Genomic DNA, 17,105 nt, shown 5'->3' on the forward strand with positions numbered 1-17,105 from the left:
ATTACGACAATCCTTATACTAGGGGTCACCATACATGCCCATCAAGCTAAGGGTGGGTATTTCATGAACTTCCGTTCTTGTTGCCTATATGCTTGATATTTTGTTTATCTGTTTCTAAAAATACGCATTCCAAATAAACCTTGATAAGGTGTATTTTTAAAGGTTATGCAGTTTTCTGCTTTAGATTGGATACAGTGCACTGATAAACAACACCTAAAATATCAAAGACTGTCTTTTTCTCATATCGATGGGATTTCCGTCCGTTTTTCTGTAAGAGGTCAAACAGACGAAGAAAAATTTTTGATACTTCTTGGGTGTCTTGTTGTATAGCTTCATATACTAAGTACAGATGATCTTGAATCATATAAATTGATTTATATTCACTTAATTCTTTTTGTTTTTTCTGTAGTAACAGCTGTCGCATTTTGAACATAGTGGAAGAACAAAGAAAAATAGCGATTAACTGTCCATAAAGATGACATTCTAGACGCTCCCGCTTAATATTGTGACAATGATTGATACCAAATAGAGATTTCCATGTTTTAAATACAATCTCTATTTGCCAACGTAGAGAGTAAATCTCGTGAACATGTTCCATCGGAACAATTTCCCACGGGATGTTGGTAATATAAACATTGATTTCTGTTAAACGTTTACTTTTTTCAGAGTATGTAACCCCTTTTTTCTTTTCAACATAAGTTTGCTGTTTCCTACGTTTATGAACTTGAGTTGATGAGAGTCTGTATATTACAACTCGTGAGGGTAATTTTTGTTGTCCAACATAGGCATTTCGAATTTCATAAGTATCTCCTGATTTTATCTGATGCATGATATGTTCAAGGTCAAGTAAAGCATATAAAGATTGCTTTTTTACTGTTCCATCCCGAAAGAATTCTGGGGATTCATTTTTCACATATACTCTATTATTTAATTTCAACCGTGAAACATAGGACACCCCTCGTTGATCCATCTGGTCTAAATCTTTTAGAGAAAAGTATCCTAAATCTCGAATACATAAATCTCCTGGTCGTAAGGTATCCAAACATTCTGTACCAAAGGTTTTATCATTATTTTTACCTGGTTCCATTTGAAAATCGAGGAATTTTCCACTATGTAAATCATACTCTAGCTGAATCTTAATACCGGCTGTTTGTGCACATCCTCCTGAACCAGGATAAATAGTAGCCAAATGATTGGGTACTTGAAAAATAGTAGCATCTAAAATACGTATACGTTGAAAATAAGAGGTGTATTGGTTTGAGATTCGAGACGAATCGTTTAGTTTGCTTTTGATTAAAAGGGAGAATACACGCTGTAGAAATAAAACCGCACATCGGTTAAAACGTTGATTAAGTCCTTCTGGATTCATAAGTGTAGCTGTATTTGCATAGAGCTGACTACATAATCGAGTAAGAGAATCGCTTGCTACCTGTTGACTAATCCAGATACATAAAGCAGCCAAATCTCGTGCGCCATACTTACTTTTACGTTTTACAAAACCTGTCTCTTGTGCGAGTTGTTGAAGAATATGTGGAGATAGATATCGCTGTAGTTCTTCAGCGAACAAATGAAACTCATCCTGAATCGATAGATTCATACAAAAACGCCATCCTTTCTGTATATTTCTACAAAAAGAATAACGTCTTTTTTACTTAATGGATAGTGTAAAACTTTAGCTTTATGGCGATGGGACGGTACCTCATATAGTCGTTTGATAACTTTATATATTTACATGATTTTCGTTAGCGAAAGTTAATTTCATTTTTAGCTTTCTGAATAATATCTGTTATAAATGGCGCTTTTTCATTTGTGTATGCGACTCTATCATGATGATGTTTTTCAGCTAATTTTTGTTTTAATTGATAATACTGTTGGAGTGTATCAGGATGGTTTTTCAGATAATCTCTAAATAAGATATTACTGTTCCATTCTTCACTCCCTAGTTCATAAACATGCAAATGATGTGTTCCCGCTCTCCATAATCCCTTTCTAAAAAACCTTCTGTTTGGAAACTCTTTATGAAATACATATTCATATGCAATCTTTTTTAAAGGTTCAATAAACTCATCTACTTCTTTTAAATTATGAACTCCAATCATAATATCTAATATTGGTTTAGCTCCTAATCCTTCAACAGATGTGCTTCCAATATGTTCAATTGTAATAGCTTTATCTCCCATTATACCTTTTAGAAGCCTTTGTTCTTCTTTAAATTGTAGTGCCCAATCCGGTGTAAACTCCTCAATAACAACTGGTCTTTCCATATTCCTAATCCCCCTTATGTATTTTGAGCTTGAACATAATATCAAATTTAGATGAGCAAAGCTACTTCAAATCAATAGAATTTTCGTTATGGGGGGATTTTGATTCCTTAGGTTGATGGGCATGTGTATTTATCCCACATCCATCAACTTAACGTATATTTTTATACAAAATGCGGTCTTTCCACGTAGTTTTTTATTATCTTTTATAGATGTTATAAAAGTAGGCACATCAAATAAACCCTGACGGGTTTCAAATTTTTCGCTATGCTACCTGATGGGCAGAAGTGGTATACTCATACACAACACCTAAAATATCAAAGACTGTTTTTTTCTCATATCTGTGAGATTTTCGTCCGTTTCGCTGTAGGAGGTTAAACAGACGAAGGAGAATCTTTGATAATTCTTGGGTGTTTTTATGTAGTGCTTGATGAAAAAGTAAGAAATAATCTTTAATTATGTACATCGCTTTATATTCACTTAGTTCTTTCTGTTTCTTACGTAACAGGAGTTCTCTCATTTTAAACATAGTAGAAGAACATAATAGGATACTAATGAGTTGTCCATAAAGGTGGCATTCTAATCGCTCTTGTTTAATAGATTTACAACGATGAATTCGAAACCAAGATTTCCATATTTTAAATAACAGCTCAATTTGCCAACGCAGTGAATATAAATCATAGATTTTCTCTTTCGGTACCCATTCCGTAGGAATGTTTGTCATATATACCGTAATTCCTTGTAAAAGTTTCGTACGCTCTGTATATGTAATCCCTTTTTTCTTTTCGCGAATAGCTCGATCATGTAGACGTTTCTGTTTTTGCTCCTCTGTACATCTATAAACCACAATGCGAGTGGGTAGTTTGTCTTTGCTCCCTACATATACATCATGTAATTCATACACTTGGCCAGGTTGTAATTGGTTCATGATGTCTTCCAAATGAATTTGTATATATACCGGTCTCAATTGAGCAGGTTTTGTTTTAAATACCACTGTTTCGAATTCTTTTCTATATATTTTAGTTGGTAATTTAAGACGCGATAAATAATACCCTTCCTTATCTTGGATCGATTTAAAGTCTTGTAAACGAAAATACCCTAAGTCACGAATATATAGTTCATTCTTTTGTGTCATGTCCATTCGAGTCGCCCCATATGCCTGATCACTTCGTTTTCCTGGTTCAATTTTCACATCAGAAAACTCTCCACTCAACAAGTCATACTCTAATTGAATTTTCACACCAGCTGTATGACTACAGCCTCCGGCACCAGGATAAGTAGCTGCGAATCGATCTGGAACTTGAAAGGTTGTAGAATCAAGGATGCGAATCCGCTCAAAGTAAGCAGAAAGAGAATGAGAAATTGTAGATGATCCTCCAATTTTAGCTTGTAGAAGTGTAGTAAATACATTTCGAAAGAAGGCTACAGAAGCCGAGTTAAATCGTCGATTCAGTCCCTCAGGACTTAATAAAATTCCTGTTGAAGTTTCTAATTGACTACAAAGTTGAGTAAGAGAGGTTGTAGCGATTTGTTGATTTAACCATACACACAAAGATAAAAAATGGTGCCCATGGCACTTACGTTTTCGTTTCATTCCACCTGCTTCTATAGCTAATTGATTAAGTGTAGCGGGAGACATATATCGATATAACTCTTCGGCAAATAAAGACAGCTCTTGTTTTTGATGCATATTCATAAAAAGCACGTCACCCTTTCTCATTAACATAAGAGAATAGTAACGTGCTTTTAAGTTTAAGAATAGTCTAAATCCTTAAGTTGATGGATGTGTGTATTTATCCCCATTACAAATAAAATATAATCACGTTCATTCTTTTCTTTTAAATATTCTTTAATGTGTTGTATTTGCTCTGGATCACGTATTGGTTGAACAAAATTCATTGATCATCCCCTCCGTAGTGCTCTTCTATCTCATATACTTCTAATCTAAGAGCAAACGCTAGTTTATAAAAAGCATTAGATTTATTTCGTCTGTATGTACGTTTACTCATACCAATCTCGTTATAAACCATGTAATCAAAGACTTCTTCATCTTCTAAATATCGCTTTACAATGATGTCTCTTTGATTCTTACTAAAGCGACTTAATGCCTTATCAATTTGAAAAGATAAGCGTTGCAATTTCACTTCTCTTTCACTCATTGCAATATTCGTTAAAGCAACATCTTCAGTTTGCTTGCCTATTATGTTTGTTGGACCGTGATATCTTACCTCACTAGAGGCTGTGACCTTCATCTCGTTTCTAATCATCCCCAATTGCCTGTAAATACGAACATTTTCTAAAATCTCTTCTAAACGAACCTGTGTTGCTTTTCGATCAATTTTAGGTAAGAAAGTTAATTGCATTATATATAAACACCCCTTATCTATTTTGTTAATAAAAAACCAAAAAGCGGACACCAAACTACAGAGCAATATCACTAATGCTCTTTATAGTTTGATGTCCGCTGGTTCTTCCAGTAGGACTAAATGTGTAATTGGTATTATTATATCATTTTCTCTTATTTTAGTAACTTTCTTATTAGAGTTGCGATAGGTAAGACTTTGAAGTTATCTCCATCTTTTCCCCCGCTTAGCACTGTACGTGCGACTTTCATCGCATACAGCGCCCCATCTTATCCTTTTATACTAAAGCAACTAGATTACAAACAATGTTGTACTCACCAACGTATTCATTCCCCTTTCTTACGAAAGGTCACATCATCTTACTCGATCCTGTGAATTACATCTAATTGATTTAGCTTTCAAAGAACAAGACTAGGGACTATCCCTCCACATTCGTTACATGCTTCGTTGGTACTGTGTCCCCACCTTCACAAGAATGAAGCAATTTCGGTTCGTTAGAACCTTATATGCATCTGTCCGCTAGTAGGCGTTGGTGACAGTTTCTTGCTTACCACGTTCCAATTGACTTAGCTATACATATATCCTTAGGTGCTTGCTTTAGGCCTGTTATCTTTACATCCTCATCGTTGGATGTTCCGAATTTCATATCCTTTACTCTTACTTTTCGGTAGATAACGTCGTCATTGACGACATACACATTTCTAATGTATTAATAATTTAGTCCCGTACATTCACAAGTTCGCCAGTCCGTTAGGACATTCTCACCTTAGATATTTTGTAGCATCCCGACCTATCCAAAACCATATGATTTCTCACTTAGGTTTTGTTCAGTCGACTTCACCTAGCTTCATACAATTTGTGACTACTATCACGCCTTGCATGTAGGAGTATTAGATAAGTAGTTTCAGCTCAACCTGACGGCTTTCATTTCTACTTTCAGTCAATCAGTTGTTGTTATCAAGATTGATACCCCTCCAATTTCGTGTTTACACACTCATAAGGAAACGCGTCGCACAAAGGATTATTTTATTAAAAAGCTCTATTAAACTAATCTATTAATCGTTTCCTTCCAATTCCTCACTCTCTTCACGTATCTGCCCAATTAATGAAATTACAGAACCTACAGCTTGGATCCAACTTCCTACAACATCTATTCTCTGTCCTTCTTCATTTTCATTAGTTTCGCTGTTTACTTGAGTGTCTGTATCTTTCCCCACACCATTTACTTTACCTTCTTTATTGTACTGTTCCTCATCTCTGTTACTTTTTAATTCGTAAATACCTCCTATTGCCTGTAATGAATTCCCTATAGATTGTAATAAGTTTCCTATAATGTTTAAGGATTCATCGTTATCCGAAGTATCATTAAATTCATCTGCTAAAGCTGTAAGTCCGCCTAAAGCCTGTGTCCAATTCCCAGCAATCACTAATTTAATTTGTGTTTCTTCTTTAAAATCAATAACCAATCCAGATATTACAGTTACATTACCAAGTGATTGGATTTCATTCCCAATCTTTTCAAGAGATATTTCCCCTTGACCATCGGCCTCTAAAGCATTACCAACGGCTTGTAATACGTTTCCATATACATTCAAATCTTTTCTTACATTACCGCTTATAAAATGAAAAGGCGTGCTTCCAATAGCGGAAGTAATTGTGCCTATCGCTGCTACCAATGCACCAAATATCTCTTTAAGTTGGTTCTCCATTTATAACCTATCCCAGCATTAAGTAATTACTATAATCCTATTCAATTATCCCTCTCCCTGTTAATAATTTGAAATGCCACTCAGTCTGACAACGTATAATAGCGAATCATTTTAGGAAGTACACCCATATGATATACATACTAATGGATCTCCATTATAAACCGTATATTCCTTTGAACTTGTTAAAATTACTCACTATTCATCACTACTCTCTTCACATAACGTGAAATGTTCAAAAATCTCATATTGATCAACGAAACATTTTGGACAGATATACATTTGTATCACCACCTTCTTCTTAATTAAAGTGTTTATTAAGTTTTATTCCCGCATAACTCTCCCGATTCCGTTTTTACTACAACTGTAACTATCCGTTACAAATGATTACTTGTAAACTCTAGTTTCTTTTGTACAACAAACAGTTAGCTAATTAATCTAACTGCTTTGTTTTTTAACCATTTTTATTGGAATGCAATTTATATGCATAATTTCTGAAGTGAAATCCATACTATATTTAGGTCTTAGGTATTAACATCTAAAACCCTTATTTCAGCCTTAGACCTATTAAAGCACTCCCCAGTCTTTACTGGGGCAAAGCAGTTAGCTTTTGTTAGCTGCTCTTTTTATTTCACTGTCACCCATTAGATAAACGTTCATATATTATTTTGTGCCACCCTTTCTACTAGGTGATTTCGTCATTTTATTTCCGCATAACCTTCATGAAAGAGCACTGTTCCAAGGTGCTCTTTTTATTCATCCGAATAATCCTCACAATTCTGTACATACTATCCGTAAGCTGCTTTCTTAACAGTGTTTGCAGCCTGGAACCTTTTTTTGATAATTGAGCAGTTAGCTTTTACTAGCTGCTCTTTTGTTTTCACCATTTAAGCAGGGTTTGAATATATTAAATTCTACCTTTCTTTATAACGTGAGCTGGCTACTTACGCTATTTTTACAAAGGGCACTAATTGATAGTGCTCTTTTTACTTTTTTCTACAAAATGAAATTTTTATTAGATTCCTTTTTATCCCCGTATAACATTTCCAATTACGTTTATACTATAGCTGTAACTTCAAGTTACATATCTGTACTTGTAGGGCCTAATTTCTTTTGTACAACAAGTGGTTAGCTAATTAAGCTGACTGCTTTGTTTTATCAAATAAAGGTTTGGTCGAGGAGCACCTTTTAAGTTTTCTCTTTTTAAATCCCACTTTAATCTGTTCACGATTTTCTGAGATGGACATATAATTAACAAGACAAGACATAGTTTATATATAGTGGTGCACAAAAAAAATTGTGCACTATTTTCGTCTCCATAACCTATTGATCAAATAGCGTATTTATTAAAAAACTTTCACATTTAAACTAGACAAGCATATGTTATTGTATGGAGACTCTCCACTCATAAGATTCTTACCTTTCTTATCTAAGAGCACGCTTATTTGTGTGCTCTTTTGTATTTGCTATGAAATAACGATTTTGTTTGAAAGGTGTATATTTTTACACGCGATTCATATACTTTAAATAACCTGTTATGTCTTAAACTAATATTTTTGTGTCATTCCACTTTTTTTGAGACAACAAGCCCTCCGGTTGTTGTCTTTTTTCTTTTCTCTATTCAAATAAGGATTTTTTCTGTTTTTTATTTAAAACATATAAATAAAAATGGTGGTAAGTAATTATCTTGATTATTGAATAATTCTTATTCAGGCACCTATACGAGGTGCTCTTTTTTTGACACTTACAAAATAACTATTTTATTAAGATTTAATTACTTTATACGCTACCCCTAATGCTTCACCCATCGCATAGCATTCTGGAATCTTATAGCGATATTTATCGTGTAAATCTTTATCAGCGAAATAGATAGCCTTCATAATATCGCTCGTCCCACATAAGTGTTGGCCCATTAGTTTGTCGCAGTAATCTTTATGAACTTCTGGGTGACTAAAACCTAATAGCTCCCAAATTTTCATAATGCGGGTTCTATGTCATGCCCATCAACTTAAGAAAAGTAAACACCCCAAAAGCAAAAAAATGAGGGGACTTTTCAAAATAACTAACTGTGGAGAAAGAAAATTTTCATTTAGGGGGCACTTCAAAACCTTAGCTTGATGGCGATGGGGTCACCATATCAAAAAAAGAAAATTGTACGTTTAGACACAAGTTAACCGGTTTCCTGTACGTTAAGGAACCGGCTATCTATTTAACTGTTTTTTAATGGAATTTTTGTATTGTAATGGTAATAGTTATTAGTTTTTGTTACCTTGTTTCTTTTGGTTGTTAGGCGTAATTTCATCGGCAAACTCCATATTTGCCAAGTTTACTTTGGATGGAATAAATGTTCTTGTTGTATTTTAAAAACGTTGGATAGGTCTCGTCATATTTGAATTACGTGTTGCTAATATACCAAAAACGGTTCCTAATCCTAGTAGAGAAGCCCAAATCCATCCTCATTTATTGTTTTCATTTGCTAAAATCTACAAAGATGTCAGAGTGTTGGGAAACCCTAAAGGGTTTTCCGACACTCTGAGAAAAGGACGCTTGTGAGAACGTCCTTTTTTATTCCTTTAGAAGGTAGGTTACCTTGTTTAAAATAGCTTCAATTTGTTGTGCATTTTTACTATACATTTCACTTGCCGTTTTTGATTTCGTTTCTAAAGAAAATAGTTCAAGATCAGCATGGCATTTTTTTAAAGATGCTAATAATAAAGGTTTGTTTTGAGGAGAAGGCATTTGAAGTTTATCATTATAAATGTCGATAGTAAGTTGTCCGTATGAATCAACTTGACCGAGAAAGACATTTTCAATGACAACACCGAGTTTTTCTAGTTCAGAATGTAACCAAGCGCGGTTATGCCCACTAGCTGAAAGAGGTTCATCTAGTATATTTCCATCCATAATAACAGTTTGTGGTTCCTTTTTATTTGGTACTTTCAAGCCAATATCTTTTGCTGTAAGTGGTTGAGATTCTTTCTTTAATAATACATTTAATTCTCCGCTTGGTTCTAAGACGGCAAATTCTACTTCGGATATACTAAAGGCTCCGTTTCCTCTGAGAAGTTCAAGTAATTCATCACTGGTATACTTTTCTTTCTTTAAATTATCCTCAAGTATTTTGCCATCCTTTATTAAAACTGTAGACTTACCTTCAAAGAAATCTCTCGCGGCTTTGTTTTTTAAGGAAAGAATTCCTACGAAAAAAGGTACCGAAGCGAAAATAAGTATGGCCAAGACGCCATGGGAAATTTTTTGGTCTAGCCCTGTAGATACTTGAGCGGCGATACCACCGATTGTCATTCCAGCTACGTACTCGAAAAAGGAAAGTTGAGAGATTTGCCTTTTTCCTAAACATTTTGTGATAGTAAATAAAACAATTAATATGAATACAGAGCGGAGAATGACAAGCGTCCATTCGGGTAGGTGAGACATAGTAATTTCCTCCAGCCTATTTAAAAACCTTTATATTGAGGTTCTTCACGTTCTAATACGGAAACTCTATCCTTTAAATCAGCAATGACGCTGTCCATTTCTAACATACATTCATGAAAAACACGTTTTACTTCTTCATCTTTTGAATTTAATGAAAGGGAACTTAATCTTGCTTGAGCGCCCCTTAAACTAGCGAGGCATGTTTTTACATTTTTACTGGTGCCGTTGGAGGTACATTGTTATCACTAATTTAAATAAGTCATTTATTTAGTAACTGCTACCATAATTTTGGTAGTTTTTTTTGCTGCTTTATTAAAGAGGATTGTAACCACCAATCAAAAATGTTTTTTATCCTTATTAACCCAATTAGCTAGAAGAAAATAGAAAATAAGATTACTCAAACATACAAACACCATTGTAAGTGGTGCTTGTATGTTTGAGTAATTATTTATTGAGGTAACATGTAACCAATTAATGTTCTATTAAGTTGGATAAAGGAATTTCTTGTTCATTATTGGGTTCATTAAGAGGATAAACTCTAGCTGTTTCATTATTTTCAGCCACATTCTGAATATAAATTGGAACTCCATTATACGTTACATTAGCCATGACTGGTGAAGCGGCAATCTCTTGTGCTCTTTGTTTGTTCATTATAATGACCTCCTTTTGATTTGTAACAGTTATAATATTTACTTCAAACTACTTAAGTATTCTTATTACTCAATAATAAGTAAACAGGGAGCTAGTTTTAATTACGGTTACTTGACTAACGAAGACAACGGTTAGATTTTGATTTCCTAGTTGGTTGCGGGAGTAGTTTATGTAGAAAGTAAATGTTTTAATTTTTATAGCTAAGCCTTTTCTATACTTAAATATTTCTACATAGATAAAAAATGAGAATGTGCAAAATAAAGAACCGCTACCGGTTCTTTATTTTGCACATTTTATATATTAAAAACTTTTTGTTTTAAAATCAGGATGCTTAGCATGAGTATTTTGAAAAGGTAAGTAGCATGGTTACAATGACAATTGTTAGGAAATAAGAAGTAACTGTATAAATTTCTGAAATGTACCCATAAACAGAAAACACCTCTTGTACCATATCTAATAAAATAAGGTATAAGAGGTATTTTTTCTTGTTTTATTCTATTGGATTACTCTATATTGTTCTACTTCAATTAGGTTCTTCTATATTTAAGAATCCGCTGTAAGCCAATGATAATCTTTACATTAACCTGTTATTGATTATTCTTTTCTTGAATTTCTTCAGAAGGTTCTTCAGTGGGATCTGGCTCATTCTCATCAACGCCATTGCAACCGCACAAGAAACCTACAGATAAAATAGTAGACATGATAGCAAGTAGATATTTTCTTTTCTTCAAGTGATTATTGCTCCTTTCAGATAAATATTTATGCTATTATCTTCTACTTAAAGAAAAAGAATATTCTATAGTTTTTTTAACGTTTTTTCCTTTATATCAAATTAGAATCAAATTCAATTATTAAGGGATTGCCTAGATATTTGTGAGTTTACCGCAAAATTATGTGCTTTGATTTATCAAAAGTATCGTCAGGAATGTTTCAAATCCACAAAAATTAATTTTCTATATACATTTATAATCCAGGTAACAAAAGAATTAAATAAATATGTAGTATTGCCAATAGCTATACTGGTTAAGATTCCTATGAAGGCACTTCCTATGATATCAAATGGATAATGATGCCCTAGCCAGATACGTGAAAAACCTGTCAAAATTGCTAAGAACCACATGATTGAGCCAATTAAACGCTCACGAAGTAAGACGGAGGTTGCTAAGGCAAATGCTACGGCTGTATGTTTACTAGGAAATGAGGAATTATTCTTTGATGGGATAAGTAAACGCACACGATGTATAACAAACGGACGAGGTTTAAAATAAAAGAACTGGATAAAACGATTTATACATAATGAGAACCCTACTGACACCCCTGCAAATAAAATATTTTTTTTGTAGGAATTGTTTCTAAACCACATTAAGGCTAATAAGAAAATGTACAGGAATCGAGTCTTTTGTGAAATAAATATCATAAATGTATCCAATGTTGAGTTACGACCAGCTAGACGATTGATAGCCCTAAACATTTTATAATTCATGCAGATGCTCTCCTTTATTTTTGAATTGTTATATAAATATCATTCCCTCACGAAAGAGAAATATGTAGTGTGCATGCCCTTTCTTATTATTCTACTCCGTTTAAATAGATAAATAATATATAGTTGCAAATTGAACATGTTTAACGTGATAATGCTCCTCCTACTGGTTATGTACATTTTTAGTTTAGACACAAAAATTTATAGAAAGCACACTCCCCTATATTCTCTTGGTATTCTTAACTTGACATTGATATAGAGCTACACCTTTTAATGCAGTTCACGAAGGCTGTAAATGTTATTCTTACTGAAAAATAATAGTTAAGTTTAGGTTAGCGAATCATGCTGTGAATATAGCTATTTTCTTTGTGAATATCTACTAAGTAAGATCACTTTCCTCATTAAAAAAACTATTCTTAAGTGTAAACTAAGGCAAACAGTTCTAAGTTCTAAGTACTCTGTATACGAAACTGCGATTTTTCAAATACTTTAAGTAGAAAGCCTTTCAATAGGAGTGAAAAAAGTGATAAGAGACAAAAGTAAAATGATTCATCTATTTTTATTATTAATTGTTACCGCAGTTTTTATTTGGTCTGTTATTAAGCCTGCGAGATACTCGACATGGGCAGCGGAAGCTACTCCTGCCGTTCTCGGTCTAATCATTATAATTGCAACATACAATAAGTTCCGTCTCACCACACTCTCTTATACCATTATTTCAATACTAGTCATTATAATGTTCATCGGCGGTCATTACACATACTCAAAGGTTCCACTTTTTAATTGGATAAAAGATGCTTTTGATTTAAAACGAAATCACTACGATCGATTTGGACATTTGATAAAAGGCTTGTTTACAATTGTGATAAGAGAAGTATTATTACGGAAAACTCAATTAACTGAAGGTCCCTGGTTAGTTACGATTATTATAAGTATTTCGCTTGCTATTGCTGCATTATATGAACTCATTGAATGGTTAGCTTTTAAAATAACAAAGGGAGGAACGGCAGCTAAAGACTTTTTGGGTACGCAAGGCGATATGTGGGATGCACAATGGGATATGTCGCTTGCCTTAGTTGGTTCGATTCTGGCGTTACTCACCCTTTCAACACTACATAACCGTCTATTAAAAGATAATTAATAAAAGAGTAAATATAGAGGAATCTGTGTAGCATTGTCATGTATTGATGCAAACAGAAGATAGTGATTTCATGGACGGAATTATAGAAGAAGTAAATGAGAAGTAAAGATGCTAGTACCAGAGGAAATGGAAGTGTAAGAGCAGGACGTAGCACTCCCACAGGAACGTCAATATGGTTTTGGTGGAGTGGATGGCTTTCGTCCAAGATAACGTCGTTATAGATGACGACGTTTCCCACTCCAAACTTTTCTAAGATTATTTTTATATCCTTATTACTATCCTTACTATTATCTTTAAAATCTTTTACCCCGCCCTAACAGGCAGTAGACCCTCACCTAAATGTTCAGAAGAATCAAAGAAGATAGGTGGGGGCATCACTGCTCCTATTTGTGCTGAACGCCAACAGGGGCGAATCCCCACTGTTGGAAGTTTCACTTTATTCTCGAGACATCTACTCTTTTACTGGTAAAGAAAAAGTTTCTTCCCTATTCATCTCGGTATGGATAAATACAAACTGCTTAATCATTTCATTTAACTCCTTCGCTGCTTTTGTAGGAATTTGATGCTTTATGTTATCAATGAAATTTAATTCATTACATGGCAATTTCCCATGCAGTAGTTTCGCGTGACCATAAAATGATTTATCTTTCTTACCATAAACCAACAAAACTGGAAGCTCAATGTTTCTAAGCTGATTGGTACAATTATAGTGCAAACTATAACGATAATACTGCTCGATATTTTGGGCATTTCCTTTTCGAGCTTCTTTAAACATCTTTCTGAACAATTTATGTGTATTTGAATTACCCCATGAAATAGACAATGCTAAAAATGAAACTGCCCCTGTTTTCGCAAGTTTCACGCCTAGTGAAATCTTATTCTTTAGATATCCATCCCTTACTTCTGACATTCCCCCGATTAGAATACCCCCTAAAGCACTTTCGGCGAAAGTCAACAAAAATTCTAATGCGACAGAGCTTCCGGTCGAATATCCACATATGAATGCTTTTTTGACTCCCAAATGATCCAATAAACGTCTAATATCTTCAACAATCAGCGGGTAGCTTATCGGTTGTCTTGAATACTGACTCCTTCCGTGCCCTCTAATATCAAAGGCAATCACTTTAAACTTTTGGGATAATTCCTCTATTTGGTACTCAAAATTCACACAAGTGAGTACAGGAGGATGAATAAAAATAATAGGAGCCCCTTTTCCCTTAACGGTATAATACAGACTACTACCGTCCACATTCAACATTGGCATATATGTAATCACCTCAACAATCTGAAATCATCCCTAACTCTTCTCTAAAGAAAAAAAGCAACTTTCAAAAATGATGCATAATAAAAAAATTGATTATTATTAGATAATAAACATATTGGTATAAATGCTAACCATTTATACCATTTGTAAAAGGATTAGAAATAGAAGCAAATTTAAAACCTAATCGGTCAGCTCCTTTGTTTAACATTGAAATCCCAATTATCCCTTAAATCTCATCTGGCCTAGAAAAATTTTGAATATATGATCCAGGGCTAGGCAAGGCCTTTTTAACATCATGATAAATAAATCGCCCTTTTTTAGCATGATTATTAAAGCACTTCACTTCATTTAATAAATGAACAGTGTGTAAATGGAATTTAACTAAGGTATCATTCTTATTTATCTAAGTTCCATCAGAAAGAGTAACAGTTTCCCCTTTGTAACGGATAAGTCTTACACGTAAAATATTGTCCTTGTGAGTTTCATTTATAAGTTAAGCGCGTGAATTTGTAATATATTGAATCGGTAAAATTTCAAATCGTTAGTACATAGCTTTTCAATTTGCTTTCATTTTCCCTTTTGAATTTTTATTACTATTATTTTGCATATTTTCAATAAAAAATATTTAGGAAATCTTAGGATTTTCAGGAAAAAAATGAAGAGCTATTAGCATAAGTTTGCATCATAAATTTCTATAAAATAATGCAAAATAAAGCATGTGAAATCGAACTCAGCGCTTCTTTTTCCTAACATTTTTACAGGGGGCAAAAAATGAACACTTTTAACTTCTTTATGTCATTATTCAATTCTGGAAGAAGAACTCAGCAAATGTTTAAACTGTTTAGAAATAGACGGAATAATAATAGAGGGTGGATTTGGGTTTCTTTACTAGGGTTAGGAACCGTTTTTGGTGTAGTAGCAACGCGTAATTCAAATATGATGCGACCTATTCAACGTTTGTTCCAAGGTGTTCAAAATACAACAAGAACATTTATTCCATCCAAAGTAAACCTGACAAACATGGAATTTTCCAGAGAAATAGTTCCTATTAATCAAAAGAAACAAAGTAATCAAAACCAATAATTGTCACCCATAATAAAAAAGTTCGTCTCCTAGTGACGAACTTTTTTATTATGGGTGTTTTTGCCCATCCCCCGAAAGGGGGAATAAGACAAGATATACCAATTAGGTGCCGAATAGAGTATTGTAAACTATCTTTATATTCTGTGACGTAAAACACAAGACAGCATTTTCTAAAAATACACGCTATGGTTGGATACGTTCAAAAAAATAGAAAGACCTCATTCAAGAATACTTATCATAAATGAGGTCTTTCTATTATAAAAGTTGTTTCATTTCTACCTTAAAAATGTTGTATGTTCATTGACTTTGAACAATTAAGTCAAACTAGTTCTGTTTCATTAAAATCACAATTATACCTTTTTAACAAATTCAGATTTTAATTTCATAGCTCCAAAACCATCAATTTTACAATCAATATCATGGTCTCCATCTACTAAACGGATACTTTTTACTTTTGTACCTATTTTTACGACTGATGAAGTTCCTTTGACTTTAAGGTCTTTAATTACTGTTACAGAATCACCATCGTTTAAGATATTTCCGTTTGCATCTTTAATAACTTTTGTATCTTCACTATTTTCAGTTTCTGCTTCTAAAGTCCACTCATGAGCACATTCTGGACAGACAAAAAGATTTCCATCTTCGTAAGTGTATTCTGAATTACATTTTGGGCAATTTGGTAAATTAGACATATTTTTATTTCCTCCACTCGTTATCATTCATTCTAATATATAAGCAATTTTTTCAATTTCCTTTTTACAACTTCGTAAGAATAGCAATTACAAACTTTAATTTTGAGAAGTTTTTCTTATCTGTATCTCAAATACCTATTTTCATCTCATATCTTTTAATTTCTTAATAATCATGTTCGGTGTCGCCCATTCATCACGGTCAAAGTCAGAAATAGACACTTCGATGTTTAAACGTTCTTGAAATTCTACTATTAAAGACACTGTACCAAAAGAATCTAGAATTCCTTCTTCAAATAATTGCACATCTGGGTTCTCTTTTACGATATCATTTTCACATACTTCTTCTAAAACATTTAATACTTGATCTTTAAATTCAGACATTATTTATTCTCCTCTATATCCATGATTTATAATGAATTTCTTCATAGTCTTCTATTTTTTAACACATCATTTAAAAGAATCTGCCCCATCATCATTACAAAGTTATCCCTGGTCTTTGTATAATAGTTATTAAGGCTTAACAGATAGTTGTTCCCTGGAACATATGTGATTACAAATCCGTTGTTTGTTTCTTTAGGAAAAGGAATATATATGTTTTTAACATCCGGGTTTATAGCAGGAAAATCTTTTGATAATAAGCAATTTAGATTAGTTAAAAACGCTTTGGCATTAGTGATAGGTTGAATTTTTTTAGCTATGTTAACACCATCTTTATTTTCACTTGATTTTACGCCCCACACAATTACACCACCAGAAAGATGAGAAAAAAACGATACATTTTTTTCATAATTCTTTTTGTCGTCTTTTGAAAGGATACTGTTTGTATAATCCGTTTTTCGTTTAAATGTAAGGAAGATATTCTCTTCTTGTTGTTTGATAATCATTTGTTGGATGTATGAAAAACCTTCTTGTTCACACCTTGTAAAAATCTTCTCCGCATTCTCCAAAGTAAACTTTCTCCTTCTCTATTTTTCAATAAAAGGATTAAAAGAGTAGATCAAATCAAACAAACTTTGTATGTGAAGTGAA

The 17,105-nt window shown here is 33.4% G+C and carries 15 protein-coding genes and 5 pseudogenes; 2 read left to right on the forward strand and 18 right to left on the reverse strand.

Annotation, left to right across the window (positions count from 1 at the left end):
* Positions 1 to 163 precede the first annotated feature (163 nt).
* From QUF93_RS19000 to QUF93_RS19060, 13 genes and pseudogenes are all read right to left on the reverse strand, one after another.
* Complete coding sequence (locus QUF93_RS19000) at positions 164 to 1,597, reverse strand: IS4 family transposase (RefSeq protein ID WP_289359847.1); 1,434 nt, start codon at positions 1,595 to 1,597, stop codon at positions 164 to 166.
* Positions 1,598 to 1,742: 145 nt separating this feature from the next.
* The gene (locus QUF93_RS19005) at positions 1,743 to 2,264 is read right to left on the reverse strand and encodes a GrpB family protein (protein WP_088059590.1); all 522 of its coding nucleotides are present in this window, start codon (positions 2,262 to 2,264) and stop codon (positions 1,743 to 1,745) included.
* Positions 2,265 to 2,526: 262 nt separating this feature from the next.
* The gene (locus QUF93_RS19010) at positions 2,527 to 3,957 is read right to left on the reverse strand and encodes an IS4-like element ISBce2 family transposase (protein WP_080019313.1); all 1,431 of its coding nucleotides are present in this window, start codon (positions 3,955 to 3,957) and stop codon (positions 2,527 to 2,529) included.
* A 92-nt stretch (positions 3,958 to 4,049) separates the two neighbouring features.
* A pseudogene (locus tag QUF93_RS19015) lies at positions 4,050 to 4,160 on the reverse strand (site-specific integrase); the annotation flags it as partial.
* Positions 4,157 to 4,627, reverse strand: a complete 471-nt coding sequence (locus QUF93_RS19020) for an ArpU family phage packaging/lysis transcriptional regulator (RefSeq protein ID WP_289360999.1) — start codon at positions 4,625 to 4,627, stop codon at positions 4,157 to 4,159. The gene QUF93_RS19020 and the pseudogene QUF93_RS19015, both read right to left, overlap by 4 nt.
* Positions 4,628 to 5,679: 1,052 nt before the next feature.
* Positions 5,680 to 6,333, reverse strand: a complete 654-nt coding sequence (locus QUF93_RS19025; RefSeq protein ID WP_070129309.1) for a DUF6944 family repetitive protein — start codon at positions 6,331 to 6,333, stop codon at positions 5,680 to 5,682.
* Between the two features lie 1,760 nt (positions 6,334 to 8,093).
* A pseudogene (locus QUF93_RS19030) lies at positions 8,094 to 8,324 on the reverse strand (hypothetical protein); the annotation flags it as partial.
* A 261-nt stretch (positions 8,325 to 8,585) separates the two neighbouring features.
* A pseudogene (locus QUF93_RS19035) lies at positions 8,586 to 8,780 on the reverse strand (hypothetical protein).
* A gap of 115 nt (positions 8,781 to 8,895) precedes the next feature.
* Positions 8,896 to 9,765, reverse strand: a complete 870-nt coding sequence (locus QUF93_RS19040; RefSeq protein ID WP_088059592.1) for a DUF421 domain-containing protein — start codon at positions 9,763 to 9,765, stop codon at positions 8,896 to 8,898.
* Positions 9,766 to 9,785: 20 nt separating this feature from the next.
* Positions 9,786 to 9,977: pseudogene (locus tag QUF93_RS19045) on the reverse strand (DUF1657 domain-containing protein); the annotation flags it as partial.
* A 259-nt stretch (positions 9,978 to 10,236) separates the two neighbouring features.
* Positions 10,237 to 10,416: a small acid-soluble spore protein H gene (locus QUF93_RS19050; RefSeq protein WP_088059594.1), complete on the reverse strand. Its 180-nt coding sequence runs from the start codon at positions 10,414 to 10,416 to the stop codon at positions 10,237 to 10,239.
* A gap of 587 nt (positions 10,417 to 11,003) precedes the next feature.
* The gene (locus QUF93_RS19055) at positions 11,004 to 11,147 is read right to left on the reverse strand and encodes a hypothetical protein (protein WP_000746491.1); all 144 of its coding nucleotides are present in this window, start codon (positions 11,145 to 11,147) and stop codon (positions 11,004 to 11,006) included.
* A 188-nt stretch (positions 11,148 to 11,335) separates the two neighbouring features.
* Complete coding sequence (locus tag QUF93_RS19060) at positions 11,336 to 11,899, reverse strand: undecaprenyl-diphosphatase (RefSeq protein WP_289375783.1); 564 nt, start codon at positions 11,897 to 11,899, stop codon at positions 11,336 to 11,338.
* Between the two features lie 520 nt (positions 11,900 to 12,419).
* On the opposite strand from QUF93_RS19060, the gene QUF93_RS19065 reads away from it, so the two are divergent.
* On the forward strand, positions 12,420 to 13,037 hold the full coding sequence (locus QUF93_RS19065) for a DUF2238 domain-containing protein (RefSeq protein WP_133059360.1): 618 nt from the start codon (positions 12,420 to 12,422) through the stop codon (positions 13,035 to 13,037).
* Positions 13,038 to 13,488: 451 nt separating this feature from the next.
* On the opposite strand, the gene QUF93_RS19070 is transcribed toward QUF93_RS19065, so the two are convergent.
* Positions 13,489 to 14,301 carry an alpha/beta fold hydrolase gene (locus tag QUF93_RS19070; protein WP_289375785.1) on the reverse strand — a complete coding sequence of 271 codons (813 nt, stop codon included), beginning with the start codon at positions 14,299 to 14,301 and terminating at the stop codon, positions 13,489 to 13,491.
* 127 nt (positions 14,302 to 14,428) lie between these two features.
* Positions 14,429 to 14,644, reverse strand: a pseudogene (locus QUF93_RS29060) (YkoP family protein).
* Between the two features lie 428 nt (positions 14,645 to 15,072).
* On the opposite strand from QUF93_RS29060, the gene QUF93_RS19075 reads away from it, so the two are divergent.
* On the forward strand, positions 15,073 to 15,384 hold the full coding sequence (locus QUF93_RS19075; RefSeq protein ID WP_088059603.1) for a hypothetical protein: 312 nt from the start codon (positions 15,073 to 15,075) through the stop codon (positions 15,382 to 15,384).
* Positions 15,385 to 15,734: 350 nt separating this feature from the next.
* On the opposite strand, the gene QUF93_RS19080 is transcribed toward QUF93_RS19075, so the two are convergent.
* The 3 genes from QUF93_RS19080 to QUF93_RS19090 form a co-directional block, all read right to left on the reverse strand.
* Entirely contained in the window at positions 15,735 to 16,076 is a 342-nt protein-coding gene (locus QUF93_RS19080; protein ID WP_088059604.1) for a zinc ribbon domain-containing protein YjdM, read from the reverse strand.
* A 141-nt stretch (positions 16,077 to 16,217) separates the two neighbouring features.
* Positions 16,218 to 16,457, reverse strand: a complete 240-nt coding sequence (dltC, locus tag QUF93_RS19085) for a D-alanine--poly(phosphoribitol) ligase subunit DltC (RefSeq protein ID WP_088059606.1) — start codon at positions 16,455 to 16,457, stop codon at positions 16,218 to 16,220.
* A gap of 41 nt (positions 16,458 to 16,498) precedes the next feature.
* Positions 16,499 to 17,023 (reverse strand): hypothetical protein, encoded by a 525-nt coding sequence (locus QUF93_RS19090; RefSeq protein WP_289375786.1) that lies wholly within the window; start codon positions 17,021 to 17,023, stop codon positions 16,499 to 16,501.
* Between the last annotated feature and the right edge of the window lie 82 nt (positions 17,024 to 17,105).

This window comes from Bacillus hominis, assembly GCF_030348325.1.
Lineage (GTDB): Bacteria > Bacillota > Bacilli > Bacillales > Bacillaceae_G > Bacillus_A > Bacillus_A hominis.